This window comes from Streptomyces sp. CWNU-52B (genome assembly GCF_047444975.1).
In the GTDB taxonomy this organism is placed as follows: domain Bacteria; phylum Actinomycetota; class Actinomycetes; order Streptomycetales; family Streptomycetaceae; genus Streptomyces.
Map to the genome: position 1 here is coordinate 675,637 of NZ_JBLFJV010000005.1, position 24,021 is coordinate 699,657.

The following is a 24,021-nucleotide window of genomic DNA, read 5'->3' on the forward strand; positions in this document are numbered from 1 at the left end:
TGTCATCGCGGGGTACGGTCCACCGCTCCCGCGCTCTCGTCGCGCTGGTGACCGCGGCGGGCGTCGCGGTCGAAGATGCCCAGGATCTCGCACGGGCCGCCCTCGGCCCCGATGGCATGCGGAAGCATGGTGGGGAACTCGGCGGCCTGATGGGTCTCCACCCGGAGGCGCCGGTTGCCCAGGAGCAGGACCGCGGTGCCGGAGAGGACGACGAGCCATTCACATCCGGGATGGGCGCGCATCCGGGAAGGGCTGTCGGGCGGTGGGTCCGTCATGCGCTGGTGTACGACCGTCATGCCAGGGTCCGCCCGCAGGGTCCACCGCATCAGCTGATGGGCCGCGTCGATCATCGGGCTGGAGATGACGTCGTCCGTGGCCGTCTCGACGAGCTGGTCGAGCGAGGTGTCCAGCGCGCGGGCGAGGGTGACGAGCTGGTCCAGGGCCAGGCGGCGCCGGCCCGTCTCGATCCGGCTGAGCGTGGAAGGGCTGAGCCGGGCGCGGACGGCCAGCTCGTCGAGGGACCAGCCCTGGGCCACCCGCAGCGCGCGGATCCGCTGGCGCACCAGGCTGTCGAGGTCACCGTCGTCTTGCGTCATGGGCAAGATCATATGCCCCTCGCGCACAGTGTGCGGGGTGTGCGGAGCGGCCGTACGGACGTCGTGGACATGCGCCCCTCGTGGCTGGAGTGCCTGAATGGGTACACGGCTCATGGACATTCGACGGGTGCGTACGACAGCGGAGTGCGCACGACGAACGCAGACGGACTCCGAACGCAGACGGACAGGGGCGTGTGAGATGCAGATCGATCTGACCGGGCGCACGGCATTGGTCACCGGCTCCACACAGGGCATCGGGGCGGCGATCGCCACCGGGCTCGCCCGCGCCGGCGCCTGTGTCGCCGTCAACGGCCGCGACGCGCAACGGGCCCAGGAGAGCGCCGCGCGACTGGCCGAGCAGGTGCCCGGCGCCGATGTGGTGCCCGTGGCGGCGGACGTGGCCACCGAGGACGGGGCGGCGCGCGTGGTGGCCGAGCTGCCGCGGGTGGACATCCTCGTCAACAACCTGGGGATCTTCGGGTCCGCGGACCCGCTCGACATCACCGACGACGAATGGCGCCGCTACTTCGAGGTCAACGTGCTGGCCGCCGTGCGACTGACCCGGCTGTACCTGCCGGGCATGACGGAGCGCGGATGGGGGCGCGTCCAGTACATCGCCAGTGACTCGGCCGTCGTCATCCCCGCGGAGATGATCCACTACGGCATGTCGAAGACAGCCCTGCTCGCGGTCGGCCGGGGCTTCGCGAAGGCCGCGGCGGGCACCGGCGTCACGGTGAACTCGGTCATCGCGGGGCCCACCCACACCGGGGGAGTGGAGGACTTCGTGTACGGGCTCGTCGACCGTGACCTGCCCTGGGACGAGGCCCAGCGTGCCTTCATGCGGGAGTACCGGCCGCAGTCCCTGCTGCAGCGGCTGATCGAGCCGGAGGAGATCGCCCACATGGTCGTCTACCTGAGCTCCGACCAGGCCTCGGCCACCACAGGGGGCGCGTTGCGCGTCGACGGCGGATACGTGGACTCCATCCTGCCGTGACGCGCGAGGGCTACGGCGTCCGGTCGGTGGGGAGCCGCAGGCGGAGCTCGTAACCGCCGTCGGCCGTGGGCCCCGACGTGACGGTGCCGCCGAGGAGTTCGGCCCGTTGGCGCAGTCCGACGAGACCGTGATGGGCGCCGGGCAGGGGGAGCGCGGGACGGGTCGGGGAGGTGTTGGTGACCGTGGCGTGGACGGTGTCGTCCGCGTGGTGGACGTGGATGGTGGCGGTGGCACCGGGCGCGTGCTTGCGTACGTTGGTCAGTGCCTCCTGGACGGTGCGGTAGACGGCGCGCTGGACGGCCGGCGGAAGCGCGTCGGTCAGGTCGGTGCGCAGGTCGGTGTCGATGCCGCTGGTGGCGACCAGCCGCTGGAGGTCGGCCAGGGACGGCTGGGGGGTCAGCTCGGTGGGGCGGCTCCCGGAGGCGCGCAGGACGCTGACCATGTGCCGCAGCTCGTCCAGGGTCTGCACACTGAGCCGCCGGATGGTGGCCGCGGCGTCCTTCGTCTCCCGGTCCCGGGTGCCGATCTGGAGCACTCCGGCCTGGACCGCGATCAGGCTGACCTGGTGGGAGACCACGTCGTGCATCTCCCGGGCGAGCTGTGCGCGCTCCCTGGCCAGCACGCTCTGGGCCAGCAACCTGCGTTCGTGGTCGCGTGCTTCGGTTATCTCGGTGAGCCGCAGCGAGAGTTCGCGGGTGGCCTGGACGAGCTGGCCGAGGAACACCGGCGCGGCGGCGGTGGCCAGGCTGTAGGTGACCATGACCAGTTCGGAGGCGTCCGTCAGATCGGCGAACTCCGGTGCGGGCAGCGACCATTCGGTGATGTCACTGGCCGCGAACGCCAGGGCGCACAGGACCAGAAGTACGCGACGGCGGCTGAGGGAGGCGAGGGTGTACAGGGCGACCAGGGTGGCGAGTACCGCGTCGCTGACCAGGGTGGCAGGCAGGGCGAGCAGGAAGACCGGCAGCGGCAGCCGGCGCCGGAGCACGAGGGAGCAGGCGGCGAGCAGCGCGCAGGCCATCCGCAGCGACTCCTCGCTTTCCACGTGGATCCAGACGTCCAGCAGGCAGACCCCGACGAGCAGCGCGTCCATCAAGGGAGCGGGCACGCGCCGGAGTCCGCTCCGCTCGCCGCCGCGCACCACGAGGGACCTCATCCGTCCTCCCGGCCCCGGGGCAGCCTGAGCAGGCCCGCGCGTTCCGCGAGCAGGGCCGCCCGGACGCGGCTGCCCACCTCCAACTTGGCGAGCACGGCGCTCACATGGTCCTTGACCGTGCCGATGCTCAGATGCATCCGCGTCGCGATACCGGTGTTGGACAGTCCCTCGGCGACGAGGACCAGGACGGCGCGCTCGCGTTCGGTCAGCCGGGCGACGCAGCACATGGCCTCTTCGTGGCGGCCGTTGTCCAGGAAGCCGTCCACCACGGTACGGGTGACCCGGGACGACAGGACGACGCCGCCGTCGGCCAAGGTGCGTACCAGGATCGGCAGTTGCACGGGATCGGTGTCCTTCAGGAGGAAACCGGCGGCTCCCGAGCGCAGCGCCGTCGCCACGTACTCGTCCATGTCGAAGGTGGTGAGCATCGCGACCGTCGGCGCGTGCGGCAGCCGGCGCAGCTCGGCCAGGACGGTGAGCCCGTCCACGTCCGGCATCCGGATGTCCAGCAGCACGACGTCGGGGCGCAGTTCCCGCGCCGCGTCGAGCGCCCCGCCGCCGGGAACCGCCGCCACCACGTCGATGTCGGCCGCGGAGTCGAGGATGTGCCGGAAGCCCGTCCGGATCAGCGCCTCGTCGTCGACCACCAATACCCGGATCACCCGCGCTCCCCTCGCCCCGGGCCCCGCCGGACAGCTACGACGCCCGGGGGAGCCCTCCGGTTCCGTCGCATCGGGGCTCGCCGCGCGGCGGGGGCGGCTCCGGCCGGTCGGCGGGGCGAGGTTCGACCACCTGGCGGATGGCCCGGTACCGGTGCCGCCGCAACCCTGAAACACATGACACACGACATGTCACCGGCCTTTCCCCGACCGTCCGTTGAACCACTCACCGCCGTCGAACCCGTCGCCTGTACGTCGTCGCCGTCACTGTCACCGGCGTCACCGGCGTCGCCCTCGGCGGGGCGGCTCATCGGCATCGACCTGGCCCGCGGACTCGCCGTCCTCGGCATGTACGCGGCCCATGTGGGCCCCGACCCTTCGGTGGGCGGCCCGGCGGGCTTCGTCCTGGAGGTGGCCCGCGGCCGTTCCTCCGCGCTCTTCGCCCTGCTCGCCGGGTTCTCGCTCGTCCTCATCACCGGCCGCCCGCACCCGAGGACCGGACGGGCGGGACGGCAGGCGGTGGGCAGGATCGTCATCCGCTCCGTCGTCCTGATCGCGCTGGGTTTCGCCCTGACCGCCCTGGACACCGACGTCGACGTGATCCTCGCCTTCTACGGCCTGATCTTCCTCGTCATCCTGCCGCTGTACCGGCTGCGGGCCCGGACGCTCATGGCCGTCGCCGCGGCGGGCGCGCTGGTCATGCCCCAAGTGCTCTACGTGATCCGGCAGTCGATCGACCACGGCGACTGGGCGGACCGGATCGTCGCCGGGGACCCGCTGGCCCGGGTCAGCGGCACCGACGGCTTCATGGAACTGCTGTTCACCGGCGAGTACCCGGTGCTCACCTGGATGTCGTTCATGGTCGCGGGCATGGCGGTGGCCCGCCTCGACCTCACCGGCGCCCGGGTCCGCACCCGGCTGGCCCTCGCCGGCGGCGCGCTGGCCGTCGTGGGCTACGGCGGTTCATGGCTGGCCCTGCGTCTGGTCCCGCACGCGCTCACCACGGTCGCCGACGCCACGGACGGCGGCTCGGTGTCCTCGGCGTGGTGGTCCGACAGCGTCGGCTACCTGACCGACGGCACCCCGGCCGCCTGGCTGCTGGTGGCCGCACCGCACAGCCAGACGACGTTCTCGGTCCTCGGCAACACGGGCGTCGCCCTCGCCGTCGTGGCCGGGTGCGTCGCGGTCACGGACCGGACGCCCCGCCTGACGCGGCTGACCGTCCCCGTCCGCGCGGTCGGCATGATCGCGCTGACCGCCTACGTCGTGCACATCCTCGCGATCCGCGTCGTGGGGATGGCGGAGGAGACAGGCCCCGCACTGGTCGCGCTGCTCGGTTTCACGGGAACCGCCCTGCTGGTGGCGACGTTGTGGACCCGGCGCTTCCGACGCGGCCCGCTGGAGTACCTGCTCCATCACGTCACCCGGGTCAGCCGCCTCATCAGGTGACCTGCCCTACGGCAGCCCGGCGGGCACCTGGCCGCCGCGTACCGCTTCCGTGTCGACGGGAGGCGGAACGGAGGGGGCCGGAAGGCTGTGTTCGAGGTCGTCGAGGGCCTGGCGGGCGGCGGCGATGCGGTCCCTTACGAGCAGCGGGTCCACCGGTGAGGCTGCCGGCGGCACCGGCGGGTTGTCGGCCGGCCGGGCGTCGGCCTCCGCCTCCATGGTCCGCGCCTCGTCGAGCGAGGTGATGACCACGCCGATGAGGACGTTGACCAGGACGAAGGAGGCGAGCAGGACGTAGGTGGCGTAGTAGAGGATGCTCCAGCGGGAGATCTCCAGACCCGCGCGGACCGCGTCGCCGATGCCGTCCAGGGTCATCAGGAGGAAGAGCGTGAGCACCGCGCGGCCGATGGAGCCGTAGTGCTCCGGGTCGTGGTGGGCGAAGAAGACCCAGCCGACCATGGCGAAGACGTACAGCAGCAGGGCGCCGACGAGCAGGAAGCTGAGTGTGCCCGGCAGACTGCGCCCGACCGCGACCAGGACGATCCGCAGCTGCGGCAGGAAGCGGGCGGTGCGCAGGACGCGGGCGAGGCGCAGGAGCCGCAGCACGGTGGTGTTCTCGCGTACGACGGGCAGGAACGTGCTCAGCACGACGGCGAGGTCGAAGAGGTTCCACGGATCGCGGAAGAAGTCCTTCGGGCGGTCGGCGTGGGCGGCCACGCGCAGGAGGATCTCGACGGTGAAGGCGACCACGCAGCAGTGTTCGGCGAGGCGTAACCAGTGGTGCCAGTCGTCGACCAGCCCCGTGTACGTCTCGACGCCGAGCAGCGCGGCATTGGTGAGGATCAGGGCGAAGACGGTGACCGCGAACCATCGTGCCTCGGTGATCGTGCGCGAACGGTGCGCCAACGCCACCCGGGCCGGAGCCACTTGACTCGCTGTGACCGCTGTGACCGCTGTGACCGCTGTGACCGCTGTGACCGTAGAGACCGGTGGGATCGGTGCCGTCCGGTCGTCGTGCTCTGGCATCCTGCTTCTCCTGCTCCTTCGCGCAACGCACCAGCCCCGGCCAACCAGGCCGGAACGCGGGTGAGTTGAGTGATCACGCTCCAGGAGAAACTTCTACAGCAATGTAGTTCGGAATGTGATGTCGGTGGTCGGGCGCGGCGGCGGGCCGTCGTGCCATCGCCTCCGGCGTCCGCTCGGGAGGCTATCCGGGAGCGTCTTCGAAGCCGTCCGCGACGGCACCGGTGTCGGCCCGTGAGTGAGGGCCGCGGGTGTCGGTGGAGGGAGACGCCGACCTGGGGGGAGCGGGGCGCAGGCGCTCGTCCTCGCCGATCGACCGGCGCAGATGAGGCAGCATGCCGTGCTCCAGCAGGGCCAACTGCCAGTCGAGGCGGGCCTGTTCGAGCCGGGCGGGAGCGGCGGAGCCGCCATGCCCGCGTATCGCCGTGGCCAACAGCGCGGCAAGGACGACGAGGGTGCTCACGGCCCCGACCAGTGCGAGGACCCAGCCGACGGATATGAGCGAACCGGGCAACGAGCCCCGCACGTCGGCCAGTCGGAGCACGTAACCGAGTACGAGCAGAGCGGCGGCGGCCGAGGCCGCCACCGATGGGGTGAGCACGGCGAGCGCCGCGAGCGGGCCGGCGCCGGGGGATCGGCGCTGGGTGGCCGGGGCCGCCTGTTCGGCGGCCTCTCTCAGCGCGACACGGGTGAGATAGGCGCGGTACTCGTCGTAGGTCGCCGCCGTGATCTCGTCGGCGGCGGCGAGTGCCCGGATGCGCAGGAGCCTGGCGGTCCGGCCGGTCGGGTCGGCGCGCAGTGCGTCCCGGACGTCGGGTGTGTTCAGTGCCAGATGCAGTACGGCTTCGAAGTCCGCCCGGTCCTCGGGGCGCAGGCCGGAGGGATCAACCATGTGGTCTCCTGACGGATGGGGGACGGCGGCTTCGACGCTGACCGAACGGGCACGGAGCCCGCCCCCGGGGATCAGGCCCGGGGGCGGGCGGTCTGCGGCGGACACCGGCGGGGTCGGGCCACCGAAGCCGGATGTCGGGGTCGGACACCGGCGAGGTCGGGCACCGAAGCCGGACGGCGGGGTCGGCGCGGACGCCGGGCCACGCAGCCAGGTGCCGGCGGCCGGACTGCGACGCCGTACGCCGACGCCTTAGGTTCGGACGCGGGCACCGTGCGTCGGTGTCAGACGTTGACGCCGAAGTCGGACGCGATGCCGGCCAGGCCGGAGGCGTATCCCTGGCCCACCGCGCGGAACTTCCACTCCGCGCCGTTGCGGTACAGCTCCCCGAACACCATCGCCGTCTCGGTGGCGGCGTCCTCCGACAGGTCGTAGCGTGCGATCTCCGCGCCGCCCGCCTGGTTCACGACCCGGATGAACGCGCCCCTGACCTGCCCGAAGCTCTGCCCGCGGTTCTGGGCGTCGTGGATGGACACGGGGAAGACGATCTTCGCGACCTCGGCCGGCACCGTGGCGAGGTCGACCTTGACGGACTCGTCGTCGCCCTCGCCCTCACCGGTGAGGTTGTCGCCGGTGTGCTCGACCGAGCCGTCGGGGCTCTTGAGGTTGTTGTAGAAGATGAAGTGCTGGTCGGAGAGGACCTTGCCGGACGCGTCGACCAGCAGGGCGGACGCGTCGAGGTCGTAGTCGGTGCCGGTCGTGGTCCGTACGTCCCAGCCGAGGCCCACCAGTACGGCGGTCAGACCGGGCGCCTCCTTGCTGAGCGAGACATTGCCGCCTTTGGCCAGGGAAACTCCCACTGCGAACTCCTTCTCGTTGCGTCGGGCCGGGGTCCCGGCGGACCCCGGAGGTGAAATCTACAACACTGTAGAAAAAGCGGAAGGGGTGGCTCGGCGCCCGGAGGAGTGGGCGGCGCCGTGGGTGTCGGGTGCGTCTACGATGGACCGCCCGTGAATTCGGGGTCGGCGGAAGGGTGGCAGGACGTGACGGACCAGTGGCGGCGTCCACCGCGGCGGGGGCAGGGCGAGTTGGAGGCCCTTGTCCTGTCGGCCCTGAGTGAGGCGGACGGCCCGGTCGGCACCGGGTGGGTGCAGGAGCGCCTCGGCGGCGACCTCGCCTACACGACGGTGATCACGATCCTGACCCGGCTGCTGGCCAAGGGCGCGGTGACGCGTGAGCGCGTCGGCCGGTCCTTCGTGTGGACCCCCGCGTCGGGCCAGGCGGGCCTGGCCGCGCACAAGATGCGCAAGGTGCTCGACGCCGAGAGCGACAGGGAGGCGGTGCTGGCGAGCTTCGTCACCCGCCTGGAGCCGGACGACGAGCGGCTGTTGCGCGACCTGCTGGATCGGGCCAGGGCCGAAGGGGACGGCTGAAGGCTCGGGTGCGGGTGCGGGTGCGGGAGCGGTGCCGGGTCCGGGGTCTCTGTGAGACGCACCCACCTTTCATCCGTATCTCTACATGACTGTAGAGTTCCGCCGTTCGGTACATAGGCGCACCGAACGCTCATGAGTAACGGACCGGCCGCATACGACCGAGTGGGAGAAAGGGGCGCCTGTGGGTACCAGGGGGCAACGGCGGGGGACTCCGGCGGGAAACGGGCCGAGGCGGTCGCGGCAGCCGGCGAGGCTGACACGGCGCGGCCGGATCCTCGCGTGGACGGCGGGGGGCTTCGCGGTGCTCATCCTCGGGGTGGCCGGGGTAGGCGCCTGGATATACCAGGACTTGAACGGCAACATCAGCGCCGCCGACATCGACAACAAACTCGGCGGGGACCGTCCCGCCAACCTCAGTCCGGGCTCGAAGAACATCCTGGTCGTCGGCTCGGACAGCCGTGACGGGGCCAACGCGAAGTACGGCAAGGGCCTGAACACCATGCAGTCGGACACCCTGATGGTGATGCATGTGCCGGCCAACCGGAAATGGGCGACCGTGGTGTCCTTCCCACGTGACTCATGGGTGCAGATATCGGCGTGCGACAAGGGCGACAGCGGCACCTCGGCCCCGCACCACGCCAAGATCAACGAGGCATTCGCGATCGGCGGCATCGGCGGCAAGGTCGCCGGAGCCGCGGCCTGCACCATCAAGACGGTCGAGGCGAACACCGGACTGCGCATCGACCACTTCATGTCGGTCGACTTCCAGGGCTTCAAAGGCATGGTGAACGCCCTGGGCGGCATCGAGGTCTGCCCCGAGCAGGCCATCAGCGACAAGAAGGCCCACCTGGAGCTCGAAGCCGGCTGCCAGACCATCAAGGACGAGAAGGCGCTCGGCTACGTACGGGCTCGCTACAGCGTCGGTGACGGCTCCGACCTCGGACGCATCGGCCGTCAGCAGGAGTTCATGGAGGCGCTGGCGAGCAAGGCGCAGTCCAAGCTGACCAGTCCGAACGCGCTGTACGACTTCCTGCAGTCGGCCACCAAGTCCCTGACGACGGACAAGGACCTGGCCGGCATCAAGCCGCTGTACAGCCTCGCCTCCGAGGTGAAGGGCATCCCGAGCGACAAGCTGACCTTCCTCACCGTGCCCAACTATCCGCGCGAGGCGGATGTGGCCACCGACAAGGCCAACGTGGTGTGGCAGTACCCGCAGGCCGACGACCTGTTCACCTCCCTCGCCAAGGACAAGGAGGTGGACAAGAAGGAACTGCAGGCCGACGCGAAGGACTTGGTCTACGCGTCGAGCGTGCGCGTGCAGGTCCTCAACGGCACCGGCGTCTCCGGGCGTGCGGCCGCCGTCGCGGCCAAGCTGCGCGAGGCCGGGTTCACCGTCGTCAGCACGGGCAACGCCCCGGAGACGACCGGCACCACCACGGCCACCTACCCGCAGGAGATGGGGGATCCGGCGAAGGTGCTCGCCTCGCGGCTGCCGGACGCCCGAGCCACCCAGGAGGCGGACGCCGTCGCGGGGGTGGTGACCCTCGTCGTGGGAACCGACCTCGACCCGGACGACATCCTGTGACGCCGAGCCCCTGACACAGGGATGACGGACCGGAGAAGACGACGAGCCGGGCCGAGCCCCACAAGGGGGTCGGCCCGGCTCGTGCGTCGCGGTCCGGTCAGAGATCGAACTCGTGCGGCTGCAGTTCCAGGGCGAAACACGCCTCACGGATGACGGCCTTCTCGGTCGCGTCGAAGTCGCCGTCGGCGCCCCCGATGACGATGCCGATCTGGATCACGGCACGCGCCTCGGTGGGCTTCTTCTTGGCCTTGGCGATCTCCTGGAGGACACCGACCTTGCAGAGCTGGAAGTCGGCGAGCAACTTGTTGAGGTTGTCGTCGAAGCGGTGCTGGAGGTCGGCGGGCGGGAAGTTCTGCAGTACTTCATTGGTGGCGATGAGCTGGGCCACACGCTGGCGTTCGGCCGGGTCGATGGTGCCGTCGGCGGCCGCGACCAGCGCGCACATCGCCATGCTGGCGTCCCGGAAGGCGCCGCTCTTCAGGTCGTTCTTCTTCGCCAGCAACTGGGTCTGCATCGTCGATGCAGAGTCCTTGAAGCGGTCCCACAGGGCCATTGGAACTCCGTACGTATCAGAGGCGCGCCCGGTCCGAGCCGGTCCGGGCAGGCGCCTATTTCTACAACAGCGTAGAAGTTATCAGGCGTGAGTGATGGGGCGTGAGTGAGTGGCGAGGAGGGAGTGACCGGCCAGCTGTCACTCCCTCCCGGATCACTCCTCCTCTTCGCCCTCCTCGTCGCCCTCGAAGAAGTCGCCTACCTCGTCGACGACTTCGGCCGCCACCATGCCGCCCACGACGCCCACCGCGAGTCCGGCCGCGCCCGCGGCGACGACGGTGCCCATGCCCGGCCCGGAGCGGTGGCCGTCGTGGTGGTGCTCGTCGTGCCCGTGGTGGTCGCCGTGCCCGTGCCCGTAGGGCTCGCCGTGGCTGTACGCGGTGTGCGGGTCGTGGGCCGTCCGGCGCTCGACCAACTGCCTGATCCAGCCGTCGACCACGGTGTTCCAGTCCTGGTGCTCCACCCCGTCGTGGGAGACGATGAAGCGGGTGAGCGCGTCCTGGCCGGAGGAGAAGAGCCCGCCGCGCTTGTCCGCCTCAAGGATCACCTCCGCGCCGCCGGGCGTGGCCAGGAAGGTCAGCTCGATCTCGTTGACGGCGTGGGCGTACTGGGGCGACGGGGTGAGCTCGATCTCCTGGTAGAAGGGCAACTGCTGCCCCGTGCCGCCGATGTGGCCGTACTCCAGATCGGCGGACCGGAAGCCGAAGCCGAGCTGCCCGAGGGCTTCGAGGATCGCCTCCTGTACGGGCAGCGGGCCCACCGTGAGCTGGTCGAGGTCGCCCTTGTCCTTGGCGCCGGCCACCGACAGTTCGGTGCGCACGCCGAGCACGATGCCCAGCCCCTGCCCGTACAGTTCGGTGACCGGGGTCTCCCAGGGCAGCATCGCTCTGAACGGGACGGTGCGCTCCTCACCCGCGCCGAGCCGGAAACCGCCGCCGACGGTGAACCGGTCGAAGACGACCGCACCCTCGTGCTCCCCGTCCTCGTGCTCGGTCTCGACCCGCGCCAGCAGTTCCAGGGTGATGTGCTCGATCTCGAAGTCGGCGTCGCCGCCCCGGAGACGGACCTGCCCCGACAAGGCCGCGCCGGGCAGGGTCGCACTCGGGTCGAGGGTCGTGTCGACCGTGGGGCCGCCCACACCGAGGGATCCGAGTAACCGTTTGAACACCATCGCGGCGTCCACTCCTTCATGCCGTTCTTCTTCTACAGACGAGTAGAAGAATAGAGTTGATCAGGGCCGGTCCAGAGCTGTTCTCGCGACCCGCGGCGGGAAAGTCCGAAAAGCGCCGCCGCCGGATCCGCGGCACGGTGGCTCAGGTGCGCAGATGGGAGGCGCCGTTGACGTCGAGCACCGTGCCGGACGACCAGGCGGCCTCCGGTGAGGCGAGGTAGAGCACGGCGGCGGCCACTTCCTCGGGGGTTCCCACCCGGCCGAACGGGCTCTGGCCGCGCAGGGCGTCGCCGTCCGCTCCGGCCAGCTTCTCGGTCTGTCGCTCGGTCGCGATGAAGCCGGGCGCCACGGAGGTCACCGCGATGTCGTGCGGCGCCAGCGCGATGGCCATCGACTGTCCGAAAGCGTGCAGCGCGGCCTTGCCCGCTCCGTACGCGGGAAAGTCGGGTTCGCCCCGGAAGGCCCCGCGGGACCCGATGTTGACGACGCGGCCTGGCGCGCCCCGGTCGATGAGGTGCCGCGCGACCGTGTAGGTGACGTTGACCGCGCCCATCAGATTGACCTGGATCATGCGGTGCCAGATCTCCTGCCAGTCCGCGTAGGAGACGTCGGCCACCGGATGCCGGTTCTCGGCGTTCGGTGCGAGCGCGGCGTTGTTCACCAGGACGTCGACTCCGCCGAGAGCCCGTACCGCCTCCTCGACGACACGGCGGGCCGCCTCGGGGTCCGCGAGATCGCCGCCGACCAGCGCGTGGCCGTCACCGGGCAGTTGCCGCAGGGTCAGCGCGGCGTCCTCGCGGTTCGTTCCGTAGTGCACGGCCACGCGGTCACCGCGCTCGGCGAACGCCCTGGCCACCGCGCGGCCGATGCCCCGGGACGCTCCGGTCACCAGCACCCGCCTCATGGCGTGAAGACCTTCGACTCGTCCCGGAACGCCTTGAACTCCAGGGCGTTGCCGCTGGGATCGCGGAAGAACATGGTCCACTGCTCGGCCGGTTCGCCGGGGAAGCGCAGGTAGGGCTCGACGAGGAAGTCGACGCCGGCGCCGCGCAGCCGGTCGGCCAGCTCGTGGAAGCGTGCGGTCTCCAGGAGCAGGCCGAAGTGCGGGATCGGCACGGCGTGCCCGTCGACGGAACTCGCCCCGGGGGACGAGGGTCCGTCGGCGACGACATGCGTCACCAACTGGTGGCCGTGCAGGTCCCAGTCGATCCACTGCTCGGTGGAGCGGCCTTCGGGAAGCCCGAGGACACTCCCGTAGAACTGTCGCGCTCTGCTCAGATCGTCGACCGCTATGGCCAGGTGCACTGCCGGGCGCGTGGGCATACCGCAGCTCCTCGATGATGGTCGGGCTCCGTCGGGCTCCGTGGGGCTCCGAGCTTGCTCCGGGCGTTGTCCGAATGTCAACATGAGGACATGACTGCTGCGCTGCCCAAGGCGAACCGACGCGGACTGGCCACGGAGGTCGCCGATCTCGTGCGCGAGGCGATCTTCGCCGGACACTTCCCGCCCGGCTCGCCCCTGCGTGAGACCGAGCTGGCGGCCTCGCTGGAGGTCAGCCGCGGCTCGGTGCGCGAGGGACTCGCCCTGCTCGCGGGGGAGGGGCTGGTGCGTGGTGGCTGGCACCGGGGTGCCGCGGTGATCGACGTGACCAGGGAGGACGTCGAAGAGGTCTACACGCTGCGGGCCGCCCTCGACCGCCTCGCGGCGACGAGCGCGTACGCGGCCGTGGACGGCGGCCGGCCGGCCGAGCTGGACGCCCTGGTCGGGGAGATGTCGGCGGAGGTGGCGGGCGCGGCGGACGGTCCCCGGCTGCTCGCCCTCGACATCGCCTTCCACGACCGGATCTACGCCATCGCGGGCAACCGGCGCCTCAGCGAGGCCTGGCACGCGGTGCGGTCGCAGGTCCGTCTCTTCCAACTGCGCCGGATCGCCCTCGGCCACGAGCACTACAGCGCGCGCGTGGTCGACGAACACCGCGAACTGGCCAGGCTGTTGAGCACCGGGGACGTGGAGACCCTGGCCCGCCGCGCGGAGGAGCACGTCGACGCGGCGCGGCGCGGCCTGCTGGAGCACCTCGCACGGTGAGCGGCCAGGCGTGAGGCCTGAGCGCGGAGTGGGTCCTGAGCAGCGCCGAGGGGCTGCCGGAGCCGGATCGTCCGAGGGCCGACGGAGGGATAGGCTCTGCCTGTGGTCGGATCGGCGAGGTCGTTGCTGAGGAGGAACGCGCCTGTTCTCGCGGCGCGTTGGGAAGCGCTGGGCGTGCTGGGGCGGGACGCGGTGGTCACCGTGCTGCTCGCCCCGGTGATGTTCGCGCCCGCGACGGCTCCGATCGGCGCGCGGTTCGGTGATCTCGCGGAGCGCCCGGCCGGCCTGCCCGGTGCGCTGGTGATGGCCGCGCTGTGGCTGCCCTTGGTGGTGCGACGGCGGTGGCCAGGTATGTGCCTCGCGCTGGTGGCGGGCGCGTTCGCGGCCCAGGAGCTGGCCGGCTATCCGAAGACGGGCGCGACCTGGGGGCTGTACATCGCGCTCTACAGCCTGGGCGCCCATGGAAGAGGCGTCGACAGCAGGCGCCGCGCCCTGTGGATCACCGTCGCGACCGCGCTCTTCGCGCTGTTCGCGCTCGCGCTGTACGACAGGGGCTCGCCGCAGCGGGTACCCGACTTCGTCCTCATGTACCTGGTCCTGCTGGGGTGTTGGGCCGTCGGCAGGGTCGTACGGGCCCGGCAGGACGGGGAGGCGGAGCGGCGCAGGCTCAGTGTGGAGGCGGCGACCGCGCGGGAACGGGCCCGTATCGCCCGGGAGTTGCACGATGTGGTGACCCACCATGTCACCGCGATGGTGGTCCAGGCGGACGCCGCCCAGTTCCTGCTCGCCGACGCGCCCGAGCGGGTGGAGGCGGGACTCGGTGCGATCAGTGACTCGGGGCGGCACGCGCTGACCGACCTGCAGCATCTGCTGGGCGTCCTGAAGGCGTCCGGCGGCACGTCGTCCGAGGACACGACGGCTGACGGCAAGGCGCCTGACGGTCGGGCAGCCGACGGACCGCGGGCCGCGGCATCGGCGGCGGACCGTACGCCGGAGCCGGGCAGACTGAGTGATCTGGTCGAGCAGACCCGGACGGCGGGACAGCCCGTGGAACTGGCGGAACGCGGCGAGCGGGTGCCGATGGCCTCGGCGGTCGAACTGGCCGCGTTCCGCGTGGTGCAGGAGTCGCTGACCAACGCGCTCAAGCACGCGCCGGGCCACCGCACCCGCGTCCAGGTCCACTACGGCCGCCACGAGCTGGAGGTCGAGGTGACCACCGAGGGAGCGCCCGCCTCCCCGGACGCTCCCCGGGTCAGGCCGTTGGGCCGGGGCAGTGGGTACGGCCTGATCGGGCTGCGCGAGCGGGTGAGCGTGTTCGGCGGTGACCTGTCGGCCGGCGCCCTGCCGGACGGCGGCTTCAGCGTCCGCGCCCGTATACCCTCCGGGGCGGCACCCGGGGGCCAGGAATGACCGGGCCCGACGCGCAGCCGCCGATCCGGGTCCTGGTCTGCGACGACCAGGAACTCGTACGCGCGGGATACGTCACCATCTTCACCGCGCAGCCGGACATCGAAGTCGTCGGCGAGGCCGGCGACGGCCGCACGGCGGTGGACATCGCGAGACGGCTGCGTCCCGACGTGGTGGTGATGGACATCCGCATGCCCCTGCTGGACGGCATCGAGGCGACCCGGATGCTGGCCGGCCCCGACGTCGTCGGACCGATGAAGGTCCTGGTGGTCACCACCTTCAACCTGGACGAGTACGTGTACGAGGCGCTGCGGGCCGGGGCGAGCGGCTTCCTGCTCAAGGACTCGCCCCCGCGCGAGCTGGTGAACGGCATCCGGACGGTCGACGCGGGGGAGTCCCTGCTGGCACCCGCCGTCACCCGGCAACTCGTCGGCAGGTTCGCCGACCGGATCCGCCACAGCCGTCAGCACGCGGCGGCACAGGCGCTGTCCGCCCTGGCACCCCGCGAGACCGAGGTCCTCAAACTCATCGCCGAGGGACTGTCCAACACCGAGATAGCGGACCGGATGGTGATCAGCCGCGAGACGGTCAAGACGTACGTGTCACGCATCCTGACCAAGCTCGATCTGCGCGACCGCGTCCAGGCCGTGGTGCTGGCCCACCGGGTGGGCCTCGTCAGCTCCCACGACTGAAGCCCCCGGAGCCGGGGCGCGGGTCAGCCGGCCGGGTACGGGGCCGCCTTCAGGAGGCGGGCCAGGTGGGCCGTGTTGGCCGCCAGGGTGGCCGTCGTGCCCGCGGTGGCCTCGGGGGTCTCGTCGAGGTCCTGGTAGTCGGTGCCCTGCATGGCCTCCCCGACCCAGTAGGTGACCGCGTTCGGCGCGAGCGTGAAACCGACGTCGTCGAGCCCCTGGAAGAGGTCGGCGCTCACCTTGTGCGCGCCGTCCTCGTTGCCGACGACACACACCGCGGCGACCTTCCCGTACGTGAGCGTCCGCCCCTCGTCGTCCGTCTCGGAGGTCTCGGCGTTCAGGCGTTCCATGACCCGCTGGGCGACGCTGCACGGGTGGCCCAGCCAGATCGGCGTGGCGAGGATCAGGATGTCGGCGCCCAGGACCGCGTCCCGGATCTTCGGCCACTCGTCGCCGTCCCCCATGTCGGTCTTCACTCCGGGCCGTACGTCGTGGTCGGCGACACGGATCACCTTGCCGGTGACACCGTGCTTGCCGAGTGCCGTCATGGTCTGCTCGGCCAGGAGCTGTGAACTGGAGGGGGTGGGCGAGGGCGACAGCGTGCAGACGAGCGCGACGGCCCGCAGCGAGGACGTTTCGGTGGTGGTCATGGCGCAGGAGTACCCCTCGTGCCGGCCGCGTACCGAAGTTCACCGGAGAGGCGGACCCCCGGACCGGGTCCGACGCCCGCCGAAGGGTGGAAGCGGGGGAGCCGTGGGTCCGGCGCGTGGCCCCGCGGGCCCCGGCCGCCCCGGCGGGTACGGCACTGAGAGGATCGTCCGTGACCCGTGCGTCCACCGGATACCGGAAGGAACCACCAGATCATGCGCGTCACCCCGGCCCACGGCCCGACGGAGGCAACCGGATGACCGGCGGCGAGGAGCAGGTACTGCTGCGCACCGTCGGCCGTGCCGCCCACATCACCCTCAACCGGCCCAGGGCCATCAACGCCCTCAACCACGCCATGGTGCGGCGCGTCGACGAGGCGCTGGCCGCGTGGGAGGACGACCCGGCCGTCGAGACCGTCGTGCTCACCGGCGCGGGGGACCGGGGGCTGTGCGCGGGCGGCGACATCCGTGTCGTCCACGACGACGCCCGGGACGGGGACGGCACCGCCTCGGCCGCGTTCTGGTACGACGAGTACCACCTCAACGCCCGTATCGCCCGCTGCTCCAAGCCCTACGTCGCCGTCATGGACGGCATCGTCATGGGCGGCGGCGTCGGCATCTCCGCGCACGGCGGCGTCCGGATCGTCACCGAGCGGTCGAGGGTCGCCATGCCCGAGACGGGCATCGGCTTCGTGCCGGACGTCGGCGGCACCCACCTGCTCGCCCGGGCCCCGGGCGAGCTGGGCACCCACCTCGCCCTGACGGGCACGGCGGTCGGCGCGGGGGACGCCCTGCTGTGCGGCCTCGCCGACCACCACGTACCGTCCGCCGCGCTCCCGGACCTCGTCGCCGGCCTCGCCGACCTGCCCGTACCGGAGGCGCTGGAGCGTCATGTGCGGCGCGCGCCCGAGGGGGAGCTGGCCCGGCAGCGGGAGTGGATCGACTCCTGCTACGCCGCGGACACCGTCGAGGAGATCGTCCGACGGCTGTTCGCGCACGGCGACCCGGCCGCGAAGGAGACCGCCGAGACCCTGCTCGGCAAGTCGCCCACCGCGCTCAAGGTCACTCTGGCGGCCCTGCGCCGCGCCCGCCGGCTCGGCACGCTGGAGCGGGTGCTGGAGCAGGAGTACCGGGTGTCCTGCGCGGCCCTGAGCACCCCCGACCTGGTCGAGGGCATCCGCGCCCAGGTCGTCGACAAGGACCGCGATCCGCGCTGGTCGCCGGCCACACTCGCGGAGGTGACCGACGCCGACGTGGAGCGCTTCTTCGCGCCGCTCGGCGAGCGCGAACTGGGACTCGTCCGACCGAGCCCCCTGCCCGCGCCGGTCAGTCGGCCTTGCTGCTCAGGAAGAGGTCCTGGCCGTCCTTCGTGATGGCGAAGTCGCCGTCGGCGCGGAGTTCGAGCACGGCCCCGCCGTCCGGGTATCCCGTGTTGGTGGCCCACACCGGCTTGTCCTCGGCGGTGTAGACGACCAGGTTGCCGTCCTCCTGGAACACGGCCTTGTAGTGCTCCCCGGAGGTGAGCGACGCCCACCGGGCCTGGTTGTTCTCGTCGTACGAGACCAGGTTGCCGTCCTCCTGCATGACGAGTCGCACGTGCGCGCTCTGCAGGAACTCACCGGTCTCCAGGGTCCGCCGGGGCTGGACCGTCAGTGTCTCGGGCAGGGGCGCGGGAGCCGGCGGCTTCTCCGCCGCCGGTGATTCGTCGGCGCCTTTGCGGGAGTCGTCGCGACTCGCGGACGCCCGTGGGTCCTTGGCGTCGGTCGTCGAACCGGAGCCCTGCAGCGCGACCACCGCCACCGCCGCCGCGACCGCGACGGTGACCACCGCGCCGACGACGATGACGGGTGTGCGGCGGAACCAGGCCGGTCCCGCGCCGGATGCGGGCGGGCCGACCGGTTCCGTCTGCGACGAGAGAGGCATGAGGCGGGTCGAAGCAGCGGGCACGGCGGCCACGGTGGCCTGGTCCGCCGGCGGAGCGGCGGGAGCGACCAGAGTGGCGTCGGTTCCGGGGGAGTTGTCCGGCGCTGTGGGCGTGGGCGACACGGGAGAGGGGTCGGTCGCGATGCCCTCGGAAGGCGCCGAGGCGATGATCCGCTGGTAGGCGGGGTGCCGCACGATATCGGTCTCGCTGTCGCAGAGCTCCACGATGCGCTGCGGCTCGGGGCGTCGCTCGGGGTCCTTGTGCGCGCAGGCGGCGATCAGCTGGGCCATCTCGGCGGGGATCCCGTCGAGGTCCATCTCCTCGTGGACGGTGCGATACGTGACGGTCGCCAGCGAACCGTGACCGTACGGCGCACGGCCGGTGAGGCAGTACGCCATGGTGACACCGAGCGCGAACACGTCGGACGCGGGTCCGGCGTCGCCGCGCGTGATGGTCTCCGGAGCTATGAACCCCGGGGTGCCGATGGCGGTGCCGACCTGCGTGATGTTCGACATCTCGTCACTGCGGGCGATCCCGAAGTCGATGAGCTGGGGCCCCGTGGCCGACAGGATGACGTTCTGCGGCTTGATGTCGCGGTGCAGCACACCCCGTACGTGGACGTCGGCCAGCCCTTCGGCCAGGGCGGCCAGCACGGCGCGGCCGAGGTCCACCGGGAAACGGCCCGACTTCTCGACGGCGTCGGCCAGCGTCGGCCCCGGGACGTACTCGGTCGCCATCCAGAACGGCGGGGTGTGCACCTCGGCGTCGATGAGCGCCGCCGTGAACGCGTTGCGGACGGTCCCCAGCGTCTCCACCTCGCGACGGAAGCGGTGCAACGCCGCCGGGTCGTCCTGGAGATGGGCGTTGATGACCTTCACCGCGGCGGGTCGTCCTCCCGGGGTCCGGCCGAGGTAGACGCTTCCCATGCCTCCGGAACCGAGCCGACCGATGAGACGGTAGCGGCCTATGTTCGTCGGGTCGGACTTTTGCAGCGGGTACACCTAACACGCCTTCCTGGCAGTCGAGACACAGGGATCCGTAGTGACGGGGCTCGTGTCCAAGACTCTTGCGGCGGCATGTCGGTTCCGGAGCCACCGTGGCGGTGAGTCGGCCCAACACCTGACACGCCGTCATTGTGGTCCGATGTGTGCGTCAGAGCAGTAACGCGAAGGCAGGCAGGCGTACCTGTGTGCTGCTTACTCCCTGCGCCCCTTCGGTCCACTCTGAGCATGAAGAATATAGCGCCCGCGGCACAGCCTCTTGCCGGGTTCACGCCCACAGGGCACGAACCACCTGAGCGCCCCGCCCCGTAGGCGTGCGCGACGATGGCGGATTCTGGGCAACTCGGCCCATTTGGGTATCCGTTGTCGGCGTACGGACTCCGCACGAGTAAAGGGGGTATCAGGTAGGAAAGATGCTGGGGCTGGCCGTAGTAAGGCCGGGGTGATATCACCTCCGTGGATCGGCCGGTTGTCCTCAGGGTGGATTTCGAGCGCTCTTCCTAGTGTGGTTCAGCACACCGCGGCAGCGGTGTCAGAAACCACATTCCATTGTTCGGAAGAGAGTTGTGCCGATGACCCGCAGAGCCAGGACCGTCTCCCGTATCGCCGCCGCGGCAGTGGTGGTCGCACTCACCGGCACAGGATGCTCGGCGGGCACGTCGAGTGCCGCGATCCGGACTTCGAGCTCGACGGACCGGACCGTGAATGTCTCGAAGGCGACCGGGGTCTCGTTGCGGGACGATGTGAACGCGATTCTCACGACAGGGACGGTCGGTGTCGTGGCCCGGTCGACCGGGCCACGCGGCACGCGCTCCGCCACCGCGGGAACGGCCGACCGGAGCACGGGAGAGGCCGTCCGCCGCGGTGACCGGTTCCGGATCGGCAGCACCACCAAGTCGTTCGTGGCCACGGTGGCGCTGCAACTCGTCGGCGAGGGACGTCTGTCGCTGGACGACACGGTCGAGCACTGGCTGCCGGGCGTGGTGTCAGGGCACGGCAACGACGGCAGCAGGATCACGGTACGGCAGTTGCTGCAGCACACCAGCGGACTGTTCGAATACCTTGAGGACTTCCCGGAGATCGCCAGTGTCGAAGGGTTCCAGGCCGGCCGGTACATCACCAGGACACCGGAACAGCTCGTGGCCATCGCGATGCGGCACGAACCGGGCTTCGAACCCGGCGCCAAGTGGTCCTATTCGAACACCAACTACATCGTCGCCGGGATGATCATCGAGAAGGTCACGGGGAAGAGCTGGGAACAAGAGGTGACCGAACGCATCGTCCGACCCCTGAACTTGCGCGACACCGTCGTCCCGACCACCGACCCCCACATACCCGGGGACCACCTGCGGGGCTACTCCAGTTTCGGGGAATCCGGTGAGGGCATCGACGTCACCGAATTCAGTCCCACCGCGGCCGATGCGGCCGGGGCCATGATCAGCACCACCGCCGATATCGACACGTACTTCTCCGCCCTCATGCGCGGCAGGCTGCTGGGCCCGACGCAGCTGGACGAGATGAAGAAGGTCGTGGCGGCTCCGCCCATGGACGCCCTGAAGCCCGGCGCCGGATACGGCCTGGGCCTGGCGCGGATTCCGCTGACCTGTGGAGGCGCCTACTACGGGCACGGCGGCGACGTCCCCGGCTACACCACGCGCAACGGTGTCAGCGCCGACGGCCGGCACACCGTCGCGGTGCAGGCGACCGGTGACGGCTCGGCCGACTCGGCCACCACCGAGGCACTGGACCGGCTGATCGACGACAGGTTCTGCGCTCCCGGCGACTCCGGGCGATGAATTCGCCCTGACAGTCGGCTCCGTGAGGCTGTCGCACCGTAACCGTCCGGTCGTCCCGATACCCGGCGAGTATCGAGACGACCGAACTGGTATTGGACGCACGGATCTACTGTGCCGGACGATTCCCCCATGTCGCGCCTTCCGATGCCCTCTGTTTGGACCGGCTCTCTTCCCGAGGCCGCGCCGCCACCCGAGACGGCTGTTTATCAAATACCCACCGGTACCTACGAAACCAGGGCGGCATTCGCTTTCAAGGGCGGCTCGTTCCGCGAGAAACGCCGTTTCGCCGCGACGGCTGTCCTGTTGCGTCACCCGAAGGGCGATCTGTTGATCGACGCGGGTTTCGGCTCGAATGTAGCGGCGCACATCCGGTCGCTCCCGCGAATGGAGCGAGCTCCGTTCCACAAGGCCGCCACAGCGAGCGAGCAACTCGACGCCGTCGGTTACGATCGCGGCGGCCTGCGCGGTGTATTGCTGACGCATTCCCACTGGGACCACGTCAGCGGACTCGACGGTCTGCACGTGCCCGTCTGGCTCAACGAAGGTGAACTGCGCTATGCGAACGGACACCGCGGCGGGAAGGTGTTCCGCGCCGTCTCCGCGGATCACCCGATCCATGAGTACGCATTCGACGGTCCGGCGTATCTCGGCTTCTCGTCGAGCTTCGACGTGTACGGCGACGGCTCGGCGGTCGTCGTACCGGCCCGGGGGCACACGACCGGGTCCGTGATCGTCTTCGTCACACTGCCGACCGGCAAGCGGTACGCCTTCATCGGCGACCTGACCTGGCAGAGCGACGGCATCCGCCGTCGTGCCGAGCGGCCGCTCCTGCTGCGCAAACTCGCCGACACCGACCCCGCACTGGTGCGCGAGGACCTCCTCCGGGTGATCGCGCTCGCGGACGTCATGCACGTGGTGCCTGCCCACGACGTGGCGGCGTACGACGGGATCCCGCAGCTCCCCGGCTGAGCGACGACCGGCTCCGCTCCTACCGGCTCCGGTCGTCCGGTACCGACGGCACGGGCACGCGGAACAGGCGCAGTTGGAGGGCGAGCGTGGCGTAGTAGCCGACCAGTGTGGAGAGTTCGAAGAGGGCGATCTCGCCCAGGGCCGCGCGGGCGGCCGTGTACCAGTCGTCGTCGAGCGGGTCCGAGGGGTCGGCGAGGGCGCGGACGGCCGACCACGCGGCGCGTTCGACCGGGTCGGTGAAGCCGGGGTCGGTCCCTTCGCGCAGTGCGCGCACCTCGTCCTCGGTCAACCCGGCCGCCCTGCCCAGCGGTTCGTGGGCGTACCGCTCGAAGCCGCTGTCCCGGGCGGCGGCCACGACGAGGACGGCGCTCTCGCGCACCCGGGACGACAGGTCCGTGCGATAGCGGATCGCCGTGCCCAGGTTCTGCAGGTCGCGACCCAGCTCCGGGCTGAACAGCATCGCGTTGAAAGGGCCGTTGAGGCGTCCCTCGGGGTCGGTGAGGGCGAACAGCTGGGGTCCGTCGGCACGCGGACCGCCGGTGATCTCCTCGTACAGGGCCCGCCGGCCGGGGGAGAGCCGGTCGGGCGACAGGAGGGGGAGCCTGCCGGACGGGGACGGGGACGGGGACATCGTCATCGCTCCGTGCGGGCCGGCGTCGAGGGGCCGTCCGTCACCTCGCGCGCGAGCGCCGCCAGGTCGGGGTCGGAGAGCAGCCGGGACTCCCGCGTCATGACGGCGCGGGCCCTGCGCAGGATCTCGTCGACCTGGGCGACCGTGGTGTCGACACCCAGTGCGGCCAGCTTGTCGGCGAGCGTGTACGGGCCGCTGTCGGGGGTGAAGGGGACCTTGCGCGCGTTGCCGACGAGGGCCGGCTCCAGGCAGTTGTGCAGCAGGGGATCGACCGCGGTCTCCTGGGTGATGAGGTCCATCCCGCCCCAGGAGAAGGCACTCGTACCGGTCACCGGGTGGTTCCAGGCCAGGTGATAGCCCGTCAGCTCCTCGCCCGCGCGGGCGAGTCCGGTGAGCCGCTCGGTCCTGATCCCGGTGCGCACCCCGTGCAGCGCCTCGAAGGCCAGCGCGGTGGCGGCCAGGTCGGCGTTGCCGGGGCCGCCGCAGTAGCCGTTGACCGACAGCTCGACGACATCGGCGCCGGCCCGGACCGCGCCGACCGCGCAGGCGACGGCCAGCCCGAACGTGTTGTGCGGATGCAGACCCACCTCGACACCCGGGGCGAGTTCCTTGGTGCGGGTGACCAGATGGGCGTAAGCCTCGGGGCTCATCGCGCCGGGGCCGTCGAACAGGGTGAGTTCGGTGGCGCCCGCGCCCGCCAGCGTGGTGACCGACTCCTCGAGGACCTCGTCGGTGAGGTAGGAGACCATCAGCATCGGGACGACGGCGGCCAGTCCGCGTGAGCGGGCGTGCCGGATCAGGGGCACCGCACGGGCGAGGACGTCGGCGCGCCCCCGGGGCGTGGCCCGGTCGCGCCAGTCCTCGCCCCGCCACGCCTGCTGGTAGACGGCCGGGTCGTAGATGAGGGACGCCTCGCCGAGACCCTGTACCCAGATCTGTACGGCGTCGTAGCCCGCGTCGGCGGCGCGGTCGATGTCCGCGGTGCTGCGCAGCAGGGGCAGCATGGCCCGGCAGTCGGGGTTCTCGCCCTTGACGACCTCGACCTCGGCGCGCAGCGCCTTGTCGTCGCGCCCGGCGAGACCGGCCGTGACGACCTCGCGGACGCCCGCGCCGGCGAGCCGGCGCAGGTATGCCTCCTTCGCCCCGGTGGACGCGACGACGCCGGGCAGGGTCTCCACCGATCGCAGCGTGGCGTCGCGCAGCCGCACCGACCCGGGCATCGGCCCGCGTACGTCGGGACGGCGGGTGAGCGGGCTGACCGACCAGCGGCCCGGTTCGTACGCGCCCGGCGAGCGCCTGTCGGCCAGCTCCGCGCGGAAGCGGGCGATCTCCTCATCGGTGAAGACGGCCGGCTTGTCCATGGGATGC

At 71.0% G+C, this 24,021-nt stretch carries 24 protein-coding genes; 10 read left to right on the forward strand and 14 right to left on the reverse strand.

Annotated features, from left to right (window positions below; genetic code table 11):
- Positions 1 to 2 precede the first annotated feature (2 nt).
- A complete protein-coding gene (locus ACLVWQ_RS05865; RefSeq protein ID WP_414107074.1) occupies positions 3 to 596 on the reverse strand; it encodes a helix-turn-helix domain-containing protein in 594 nt (197 codons plus the stop codon).
- Between the two features lie 199 nt (positions 597 to 795).
- Between ACLVWQ_RS05865 and ACLVWQ_RS05870 the strand changes: the two genes are divergently transcribed.
- Complete coding sequence (locus ACLVWQ_RS05870) at positions 796 to 1,590, forward strand: SDR family NAD(P)-dependent oxidoreductase (RefSeq protein ID WP_414107075.1); 795 nt, start codon at positions 796 to 798, stop codon at positions 1,588 to 1,590.
- A 10-nt stretch (positions 1,591 to 1,600) separates the two neighbouring features.
- Here ACLVWQ_RS05870 and ACLVWQ_RS05875 read toward each other — a convergent pair whose 3' ends face one another.
- Together ACLVWQ_RS05875 and ACLVWQ_RS05880 are read right to left on the reverse strand one after the other, a co-directional pair.
- Positions 1,601 to 2,746 (reverse strand): sensor histidine kinase, encoded by a 1,146-nt coding sequence (locus ACLVWQ_RS05875; protein WP_414107076.1) that lies wholly within the window; start codon positions 2,744 to 2,746, stop codon positions 1,601 to 1,603.
- Entirely contained in the window at positions 2,743 to 3,408 is a 666-nt protein-coding gene (locus ACLVWQ_RS05880) for a response regulator (RefSeq protein WP_414107077.1), read from the reverse strand. Before ACLVWQ_RS05880 ends, ACLVWQ_RS05875 begins: the two co-directional genes overlap by 4 nt.
- A gap of 174 nt (positions 3,409 to 3,582) precedes the next feature.
- On the opposite strand from ACLVWQ_RS05880, the gene ACLVWQ_RS05885 reads away from it, so the two are divergent.
- The gene (locus tag ACLVWQ_RS05885; protein ID WP_414107078.1) at positions 3,583 to 4,854 is read left to right on the forward strand and encodes a DUF418 domain-containing protein; all 1,272 of its coding nucleotides are present in this window, start codon (positions 3,583 to 3,585) and stop codon (positions 4,852 to 4,854) included.
- A 6-nt stretch (positions 4,855 to 4,860) separates the two neighbouring features.
- Here the strand turns inward: ACLVWQ_RS05885 and ACLVWQ_RS05890 are convergent, their stop codons facing one another.
- From ACLVWQ_RS05890 to ACLVWQ_RS05900, 3 genes are all read right to left on the reverse strand, one after another.
- Positions 4,861 to 5,778, reverse strand: coding sequence for an ion transporter (locus ACLVWQ_RS05890; RefSeq protein ID WP_414107079.1), 918 nt, complete (start codon positions 5,776 to 5,778; stop codon positions 4,861 to 4,863).
- A gap of 280 nt (positions 5,779 to 6,058) precedes the next feature.
- On the reverse strand, positions 6,059 to 6,766 hold the full coding sequence (locus ACLVWQ_RS05895) for a hypothetical protein (RefSeq protein WP_414107080.1): 708 nt from the start codon (positions 6,764 to 6,766) through the stop codon (positions 6,059 to 6,061).
- 281 nt (positions 6,767 to 7,047) lie between these two features.
- Positions 7,048 to 7,623, reverse strand: coding sequence for a TerD family protein (locus ACLVWQ_RS05900; RefSeq protein ID WP_414107081.1), 576 nt, complete (start codon positions 7,621 to 7,623; stop codon positions 7,048 to 7,050).
- A gap of 183 nt (positions 7,624 to 7,806) precedes the next feature.
- Here ACLVWQ_RS05900 and ACLVWQ_RS05905 point away from each other — a divergent pair, with 183 nt between their 5' ends.
- Positions 7,807 to 8,196 (forward strand): BlaI/MecI/CopY family transcriptional regulator, encoded by a 390-nt coding sequence (locus ACLVWQ_RS05905; protein ID WP_414107082.1) that lies wholly within the window; start codon positions 7,807 to 7,809, stop codon positions 8,194 to 8,196.
- 253 nt (positions 8,197 to 8,449) lie between these two features.
- Positions 8,450 to 9,781, forward strand: a complete 1,332-nt coding sequence (locus tag ACLVWQ_RS05910) for an LCP family protein (protein ID WP_414107409.1) — start codon at positions 8,450 to 8,452, stop codon at positions 9,779 to 9,781.
- Between the two features lie 97 nt (positions 9,782 to 9,878).
- Here the strand turns inward: ACLVWQ_RS05910 and ACLVWQ_RS05915 are convergent, their stop codons facing one another.
- The 4 genes from ACLVWQ_RS05915 to ACLVWQ_RS05930 form a co-directional block, all read right to left on the reverse strand.
- Positions 9,879 to 10,334 carry a tellurite resistance TerB family protein gene (locus ACLVWQ_RS05915; RefSeq protein WP_414107083.1) on the reverse strand — a complete coding sequence of 152 codons (456 nt, stop codon included), beginning with the start codon at positions 10,332 to 10,334 and terminating at the stop codon, positions 9,879 to 9,881.
- Positions 10,335 to 10,487: 153 nt separating this feature from the next.
- On the reverse strand, positions 10,488 to 11,504 hold the full coding sequence (locus ACLVWQ_RS05920) for a sporulation protein (protein ID WP_414107084.1): 1,017 nt from the start codon (positions 11,502 to 11,504) through the stop codon (positions 10,488 to 10,490).
- Positions 11,505 to 11,646: 142 nt separating this feature from the next.
- Positions 11,647 to 12,408, reverse strand: a complete 762-nt coding sequence (locus ACLVWQ_RS05925) for an SDR family NAD(P)-dependent oxidoreductase (RefSeq protein ID WP_414107085.1) — start codon at positions 12,406 to 12,408, stop codon at positions 11,647 to 11,649.
- Positions 12,405 to 12,827 carry a VOC family protein gene (locus ACLVWQ_RS05930; RefSeq protein WP_414107086.1) on the reverse strand — a complete coding sequence of 141 codons (423 nt, stop codon included), beginning with the start codon at positions 12,825 to 12,827 and terminating at the stop codon, positions 12,405 to 12,407. Before ACLVWQ_RS05930 ends, ACLVWQ_RS05925 begins: the two co-directional genes overlap by 4 nt.
- A gap of 90 nt (positions 12,828 to 12,917) precedes the next feature.
- On the opposite strand from ACLVWQ_RS05930, the gene ACLVWQ_RS05935 reads away from it, so the two are divergent.
- From ACLVWQ_RS05935 to ACLVWQ_RS05945, 3 genes are all read left to right on the forward strand, one after another.
- Positions 12,918 to 13,589 carry a GntR family transcriptional regulator gene (locus ACLVWQ_RS05935; protein ID WP_414107087.1) on the forward strand — a complete coding sequence of 224 codons (672 nt, stop codon included), beginning with the start codon at positions 12,918 to 12,920 and terminating at the stop codon, positions 13,587 to 13,589.
- A 102-nt stretch (positions 13,590 to 13,691) separates the two neighbouring features.
- The gene (locus tag ACLVWQ_RS05940; protein WP_414107088.1) at positions 13,692 to 14,999 is read left to right on the forward strand and encodes a sensor histidine kinase; all 1,308 of its coding nucleotides are present in this window, start codon (positions 13,692 to 13,694) and stop codon (positions 14,997 to 14,999) included.
- Complete coding sequence (locus tag ACLVWQ_RS05945) at positions 14,996 to 15,688, forward strand: response regulator (RefSeq protein ID WP_414107089.1); 693 nt, start codon at positions 14,996 to 14,998, stop codon at positions 15,686 to 15,688. Before ACLVWQ_RS05940 ends, ACLVWQ_RS05945 begins: the two co-directional genes overlap by 4 nt.
- 23 nt (positions 15,689 to 15,711) lie before the next feature.
- On the opposite strand, the gene ACLVWQ_RS05950 is transcribed toward ACLVWQ_RS05945, so the two are convergent.
- Positions 15,712 to 16,335: a flavodoxin family protein gene (locus ACLVWQ_RS05950; protein WP_414107090.1), complete on the reverse strand. Its 624-nt coding sequence runs from the start codon at positions 16,333 to 16,335 to the stop codon at positions 15,712 to 15,714.
- Positions 16,336 to 16,589: 254 nt separating this feature from the next.
- Here ACLVWQ_RS05950 and ACLVWQ_RS05955 point away from each other — a divergent pair, with 254 nt between their 5' ends.
- Positions 16,590 to 17,705 carry an enoyl-CoA hydratase/isomerase family protein gene (locus ACLVWQ_RS05955; protein ID WP_414107091.1) on the forward strand — a complete coding sequence of 372 codons (1,116 nt, stop codon included), beginning with the start codon at positions 16,590 to 16,592 and terminating at the stop codon, positions 17,703 to 17,705.
- Here the strand turns inward: ACLVWQ_RS05955 and ACLVWQ_RS05960 are convergent.
- Positions 17,659 to 19,257 (reverse strand): protein kinase domain-containing protein, encoded by a 1,599-nt coding sequence (locus ACLVWQ_RS05960; RefSeq protein ID WP_414107092.1) that lies wholly within the window; start codon positions 19,255 to 19,257, stop codon positions 17,659 to 17,661. The two genes, ACLVWQ_RS05955 and ACLVWQ_RS05960, sit on opposite strands and share 47 nt — an antisense overlap.
- Before the next feature lie 572 nt (positions 19,258 to 19,829).
- On the opposite strand from ACLVWQ_RS05960, the gene ACLVWQ_RS05965 reads away from it, so the two are divergent.
- Together ACLVWQ_RS05965 and ACLVWQ_RS05970 are read left to right on the forward strand one after the other, a co-directional pair.
- The gene (locus tag ACLVWQ_RS05965) at positions 19,830 to 21,053 is read left to right on the forward strand and encodes a serine hydrolase domain-containing protein (protein WP_414107093.1); all 1,224 of its coding nucleotides are present in this window, start codon (positions 19,830 to 19,832) and stop codon (positions 21,051 to 21,053) included.
- Positions 21,054 to 21,182: 129 nt separating this feature from the next.
- On the forward strand, positions 21,183 to 22,022 hold the full coding sequence (locus tag ACLVWQ_RS05970; protein WP_414107094.1) for an MBL fold metallo-hydrolase: 840 nt from the start codon (positions 21,183 to 21,185) through the stop codon (positions 22,020 to 22,022).
- A gap of 19 nt (positions 22,023 to 22,041) precedes the next feature.
- Here the strand turns inward: ACLVWQ_RS05970 and ACLVWQ_RS05975 are convergent, their stop codons facing one another.
- Together ACLVWQ_RS05975 and ACLVWQ_RS05980 are read right to left on the reverse strand one after the other, a co-directional pair.
- Positions 22,042 to 22,653 carry a carboxymuconolactone decarboxylase family protein gene (locus tag ACLVWQ_RS05975; RefSeq protein ID WP_414107095.1) on the reverse strand — a complete coding sequence of 204 codons (612 nt, stop codon included), beginning with the start codon at positions 22,651 to 22,653 and terminating at the stop codon, positions 22,042 to 22,044.
- Between the two features lie 2 nt (positions 22,654 to 22,655).
- Positions 22,656 to 24,014, reverse strand: coding sequence for a hypothetical protein (locus tag ACLVWQ_RS05980; protein ID WP_414107096.1), 1,359 nt, complete (start codon positions 24,012 to 24,014; stop codon positions 22,656 to 22,658).
- Positions 24,015 to 24,021 lie beyond the last annotated feature (7 nt).